4 protein-coding genes are annotated in these 6,126 nt (G+C 67.6%); 3 read left to right on the top strand and 1 reads right to left on the bottom strand.

The window, feature by feature from the left end:
* The 3 genes from G3N97_RS20705 to G3N97_RS20695 form a co-directional block, all read left to right on the top strand.
* Positions 1-594 (top strand): FAD-binding oxidoreductase (locus tag G3N97_RS20705; RefSeq protein WP_205994877.1); only part of this gene is annotated, 594 nt, incomplete at its 5' end.
* Between the two features lie 58 nt (positions 595-652).
* Complete coding sequence (locus tag G3N97_RS20700; protein WP_065062483.1) at positions 653-1,012, top strand: RidA family protein; 360 nt, start codon at positions 653-655, stop codon at positions 1,010-1,012.
* A 578-nt stretch (positions 1,013-1,590) separates the two neighbouring features.
* Entirely contained in the window at positions 1,591-5,883 is a 4,293-nt protein-coding gene (locus G3N97_RS20695) for an autotransporter domain-containing protein (protein WP_205994876.1), read from the top strand.
* Between the two features lie 77 nt (positions 5,884-5,960).
* Here G3N97_RS20695 and G3N97_RS20690 read toward each other — a convergent pair whose 3' ends face one another.
* Positions 5,961-6,101, bottom strand: coding sequence for a hypothetical protein (locus G3N97_RS20690; RefSeq protein WP_205994875.1), 141 nt, complete (start codon positions 6,099-6,101; stop codon positions 5,961-5,963).
* Positions 6,102-6,126 lie beyond the last annotated feature (25 nt).

Below are 6,126 nucleotides of genomic sequence, written 5' to 3'. Positions count from 1 at the left end.
GGCACGTTCGCGGCGCGCCAGCTGCTGGTGGCGGCGGGCGCGTGGTCGGGCGAACTCGCGCGCCAGGCGGGCGAGCCCGTGCCCGTGCATCCCGAAGGACTGATGCTGATGGTCACGCAGCGCGTTGCGCCGTTCTGCCGCGCGACGCTCGGTGCGACCGGACGGCCGCTCTCGTTCAAGCAGTTCGACAACGGCACGGTCGTGATCGGCGGCAAGCTGATCGGTCACGCCGATCTACCGGGGCGGCACGGCGAAGTCGATTTCATGCGCCTCGTGAAAAGCGCGCGGACCGTCGTCGATCTGTTTCCGCATCTGCGCGACCTCGGCGTCAACCGCGCGTGGGCAGGCGTCGAAGCCTTCACCGACGACGCGCTGCCCGTGATTTCCGCGAGCCGCACGGCGAGCGGCCTCTACTACTCGTTCGGCTATTGCGGCAGCGGATTTCAGCTGGGCCCGGCCTGCGGGCAGGTCGTGAGCGAACTCATGCTCGACGGCGCGCCTTCGGTGCCGCTCGACGCATTCGCCATCGACCGGTTCGGGCGCGAGACACACGAAGCGCCTTCAACCGCCATGGATCACGCGGCCGCGCACTAGCCCGCACGTTCCCCATCATTCAACCGCGCTCGCACAGCGCACAGGAGTCACTGCACCCATGTCCGATACCGAAATCGTCCGCATCGAAACCAGTCAGCGCATGAGCCGCGTCGTCAAGGCGGCGGGTCTCGTTTTCGTCGGCGGCCAGACGTCCGCCGATCCCACCGTCGACGTCAAGATTCAGACTGCGAGCGTGCTCGCGAAGATCGACGGCTTTCTCGCCCAGGCGGGCATCGACAAGTCGCGGCTCGTCTCGGCGCAAGTCTGGCTCGCCGATATCGGCCGCGATTTCGCGGGCATGAACGAAGTCTGGGACGCGTGGGTGACGCCCGGTCAAGCGCCCACGCGCGCGACCGTCGAAGCCCGGCTCGCCGCGCCGCATCTGCTCGTCGAAATCGCGGTGATCGCGGCGCAGTAGTGCCGTAACGCGCTGACGCGCTCTTCCATCGACTCTTCCATCGATCGGCTTCGCCACGAGGCCGATCCGCTTCGAATCCGGCACGCGCAAACGCTTGCGTGAGCCGGAATCCGCAGCCGCCTCTCATCCGCACGTGTGCAACGCACGGGCGCGGCGGCTGTCACGAATCCTTCCCGCTTGCACCCGAAACTTTCTCCCGCGTAATACGTTGTAATCACAACCTTTCACATTACGTCACGGATCGGTCACATCCGCGTGGCTGAATAGCGCCCCAACGCGCTGCGCCAGGCTTTCGCGCCTTACCGGCCGCCACGCCGCGCGTGCTTACAAGAAATATCTTCGTATCGAGAACCCGTGCCTCCGGCTGCAAGGAAGCTTGCACGGCCACGTCATCGACCAGCAGAGACGCAAAAGCGGATCGGCCCCGGCGCCCCGTGCAAAGACGGCGCCGCCTGCGCCGACTGCCCGCCTGTGTTTTCCCCCTGCCTGACTCGTGCCCTGGCCGCCACGCCCGGATTGGCCCGTCCACCACGGCGACGCGTCACGCGCGGCGTCGACAGAACGAGAAAAAGGCTGCGATGAATCACCTCTACCGTGTCGTGTTCAACCGCGCGCTGGGCGTCATGCAAGCGATCTCCGAGCACGGCCGCACGCGCGCCGGCGCGGGCCGCGCAACGTCGCGCAAGATCGGCAACGCCGCGCCCGCTGCATCATGGGTCGATACTCAGTCGCACACGCTGCGCAAGCAGCGCATCGCGCAGATCGTTGCGCTCGCCACGGCGCTGCTCGCGCAAGGCCACGCCCACGCCGCCAGCACGACCGTCGTGATCTCCACCGATACGACCAGCTCGCAGAACCTCGCCGCCAACGGCACGGTCACCGTCAACGCGGGCGTCACGCTCAACGTGAGCGACGGCAGCAACGCGATCGCCGTGAAGGGCACCGGCACCATCACGAACAACGGCACGATCGAGGAAACCGGCACCGCCGCCACGGGCACGGACGGCCGCGCGATCCGCGACAAGTCGGACCCGCTCACGCTCACGATCGTCAACAACGGCACGATCTCGGCCGCCGACGACGACGCGATCCAGATGCAGTACAGCGACAACAGCGTCAAGCTCAGCAACTACGGCAAGATCATTTCGTACAACGCGAGCGAAGGCGGCGCGCAGGCGATCGACTTCAACGCGATCACCACCGGCACGAACTCGGTCTACAACGGCACGGGCGCACTGATCCAGGCGTACGAAGCCGACGCCGTGCGCCCCGGCGTGAACGGCACCATCGACAACGCCGGCACGATCTACGCGTACAACGCGGCGGCCACCATCGGCGACGGCAGCGACGGCATCGACGCGCAAACCAACACGGGCGTCGTCGTCACCAACGAAGCCACGGGCCTGATCGAAGGCGCGCGTCACGGCATCACGGGCGGCAATACCGACGTGACCACCTCCGGCGCGTACACGCTCTCGGTCACCAACGCGAAAGGCGGCGTGATCCAGGGCGACGACGGCTCGGGCATCAACATCGACGGCTTCAACGCGAACGAAGTGGTGACGGTCAAGAACGACGGCACGATCACGGGCAACGGCCGCACCGCGGACGGCGACGGCGTGGACGTCGACGGCATCGTCAACATCACGAACACCGGCACGATCCAGTCGCTGCACGCGAACGGCGACACCAGCGAAGGCGTGACCGTCGGCGGCGGCACGATCATCAACTCGGGGACCATCGCCGGCTACAACTCGGCGACCAACGACATCGACGGGTCCGCCAACACGGGCCTCGGGCGCGGCATCACGCTCGCGGGCGTCGACAAGGATCCGACCACGGGCGACCCCATCGCCACGCAAGGCATCTACGCCGATTCGGTCATCGACAACAGCGGCCTGATATACGGCCAGAGCGCGGGCGCGATTGCGGTCACGGGCGCGGCCAACGCGTTCACGGTGTCGATCACGAACGAGGCCGCGGGCACGCTCGAATCGGGTGGGACGGAGGCCGTGGTCTCGACGGGCGGCAACGACGCGACGATCGTCAACTACGGCACGATCCGCGCCGACGACACGGGCAAGGCCATCGACCTCGGGAGCGGCGACAGTGCCGTGCAGATCCTCGGCGGCGTGGCCTCCGTCACGGGCGACATGGACGGCGGCACCGGCACCAGCACGCTGACGATGTCGCCGGGATCGGGCAATGCGTTCACGTACAGCGGCGCGATTTCGAACTTCTCGGCGGTGACGGTCGGCGCGGGCACGGTCTCGCTCTCGGGCACGAACACTTACGCGGGCGCGACCACCATCGCGGGCGGCGCGACGCTCGCGCTCACCGGCACGGGCACGGGCACGGGCACGGGCACGGGCAGCCTCGCACAATCGGCCGTGACGGCGAACGGCACGCTCGATATTTCCGGCACGACGTCGGGTTCGTCGATCGCGAGTCTTTCGGGCAGCGGCACGGTCAACCTCGGCGGCCAGACGCTCACGCTGACCAATGCGAGCGGCACGTTCAGCGGCTCGATTTCGGGCACGGGCGGCCTCACCATCGCGAGCGGCACGCAAACGCTCACGGGCGTCAGCACCTACACGGGCACGACGCTGATCCAGACGGGCGCGACGCTGATCCTCTCCGACTCGGGCGACATCATTCTCGCGAACGTGGTCAACAACGGCACGCTGCAGGTGGAAGGCACGCTCGGCAATCTCTCGGGCACCGGCACGGTGTCGGTCGGCAGCAGCGGCGTGACGCTCTCGGGCGGTAGTTTCGGCGGCACGGTCGCGGGCAGCGGCGCGGTCACGGTGACGGGCAGCCAGACGCTCTCGGGCGCGAGCACCTACACGGGCGCGACGTCGATCACGAGCGGCTCGACGCTGGCGCTCACGGGCAGCGGCGGCATCGCGGCGTCGAGCGGCGTGGCCAATGCGGGCACGCTCGATATCTCGGGCACGACTTCAGGCGCGTCGATCACGACGCTGTCGGGCAGCGGCGCGGTCGCGCTCGGCGCGAAAACGCTCACGCTTTCCAGCGCCGCCGATACGTACAGCGGCGTGATCGGCGGCACGGGCGGCGTGAGCGTGAACGGCGGCGCGGAGACGCTCACGGCCGCGAACACCTATAGCGGCGGCACCGTCATCGGCACGGGTGCGACGCTCGCGCTCACCGGCGCGGGCAGCATCTCAGCGTCGAGCGGCGTGACCACGAACGGCACGCTCGATATCTCGTCGACGACGTCCGGCGCCACGCTGCAAAATATTTCGGGATCCGGAACAGTCAGTCTCGGCGCACGCACGCTCACGCTCGCCAACGCGAACGGCACCTATGGCGGCAGCTTCACCGGCAGCGGCGCGATCGTGAAGCAAGGCAGCGGCTCGCTGATCCTCAACGGCAACAGCAGCACATTCAAGGGCACCACCGAAGTGAACGCGGGCCTGCTCGAAGTGGGCGATATCGACAACGCCACGGCCGTGCTCGGCGGCGATGCGAGCGTCGACGCGGCCGGCACGCTGCGAGGCCACGGCACGGTGGCGGGCAGCGTGACCAACGACGGCACGGTCGAACCGGGCGGCTCGATCGGCACGCTCACGATCGGCGGCAACTATACGCAGGCGTCGAACGCGACGCTCGCCATCGAAGTGAGCCCGAGCGCCGCGTCGCAACTCGCGGTCAACGGCAAGGCCACGCTCAACGGCGTGCTGGCGATCACCTACGATCCGGGCACATACACGGCGCACACGTACACGCTCGTCTCGGCGACCGGCGGCGTGAGCGGCACGTTCAGCAGCGTCACGAGCGCGGGCCAGTCGAACATCGGCACGCTCGCTTCGGCGGTGACGTACGGCGCGAACGACGTCGAACTCGTGCTCTCGGGGACGAACACCGGCACGACCGTCGTCGCGCCGACCAACACGAGCATCTACACGGCCACGGGCACGTCGGCGATTCTCGCTGCCCAGGCGCAAAGCGCGGCGCTGCTCGGCCGTCTCGGCAATGTAGCGACGAATGGCGCGACGAACGGTTCGACGAACGGTTCGACGGCCAGCGCCAGCAATCCGGCGGGCTGGATCACGGCCACGGGTATCCAGACCAAGGTGGGCGGCACCGGCGGCGCGCCGGGCTTCCAGGCCGACCGCTACGGTTTCCTCGCGGGCCTCGAACAGAAACTCGGCGCGTACATGGCGGGCGTCGCGGTGGGCTACGACCACAGCGATATCGACGAATCGAACACGGGCGACTCGGGCACCACCGACACGCTGCGCGCCGCGCTCTACGGCGGCCGCGCATTCGGCGCCCTGAATCTCGGTGCAACGCTCGGATTCGGGCTCGACTTCCTCTCGCAGAAACGCCCGTTCGGCTCGATCGGCACGGCCGAAGGCGATCACATGGGCGAGGAATTCAACGTGGGCGGCCAGGCCAGTTTGCCGATGACGCTCGGCAGCTTCACGGTGACGCCGCGCGTGGGTCTGCGCTATGCGTATTTCCACGCGAACGATTTCAGCGAGAGCGGCGCGGGCGGCCAGGATCTGGCCGTCGGGAGCGACAACGTGCGCAGCCTGCAACCGTATGTGGGCGTGACGGTCGATCGCGCATTCGGCGATGCGCTGCGGCCTGTGAACGCGCAATTGCGCATCGGCTACGCGCATGAACTGCTCGACGCGAACCGCGCCGTGAGCGTCGCCGCGAGCGACGGCACGCTGTTCACCGCGCCCGGCACGAGCCTGCCGCGCGGCTATTTCACGGCGGGCGCGGGCGTGACGCTGCATCCGCGAAAGAACCTGACTGTGTCGCTGAGCTACGACGCGCTGATCAACACGACGCACGCATCGGCGCAACAGGGCGAGGTGCGCGTGGGTTATCAGTTCTGATGGGCTGAAGCGTAAAGTGATGCGCCGTTCGCGTGTGAACGCGGACGACGCATCACGCGTTTTATCGTTCTATCGTTTCATCGCCAGCCGGTCAAGCGCAGCAGACGGGCGAACAAACCGCGCTCGCGTGGCGGTTCGAAAGTCTCGACCTCGTTCTGCTCGGGTTCATCGGAAAGCAGCAGCAACATTTCGGGCGTCGTCAAAAACGAACGGAACATGAGTTTCTCCTTCTGGCTTCAAGCG

The sequence above is a fragment of the Paraburkholderia sp. Ac-20347 genome, from assembly GCF_017104805.1.
Lineage (GTDB): Bacteria > Pseudomonadota > Gammaproteobacteria > Burkholderiales > Burkholderiaceae > Paraburkholderia > Paraburkholderia tropica.
The sequence above is the reverse complement of the archived record's forward strand: the minus strand, read 5'-3'. Positions and strand labels throughout refer to the sequence as shown.

What these genes read in the sequence shown, in the direction of transcription:
- G3N97_RS20695 (WP_205994876.1), top strand. Translation starts at nt 1,591, where the DNA reads ATGAATCACCTCTACCGTGTCGTGTTCAACCGCGCGCTGGGCGTCATG.
- G3N97_RS20700 (WP_065062483.1), top strand. Translation starts at nt 653, where the DNA reads ATGTCCGATACCGAAATCGTCCGCATCGAAACCAGTCAGCGCATGAGC.
- G3N97_RS20690 (WP_205994875.1), bottom strand. Translation starts at nt 6,101, where the DNA reads ATGTTCCGTTCGTTTTTGACGACGCCCGAAATGTTGCTGCTGCTTTCC.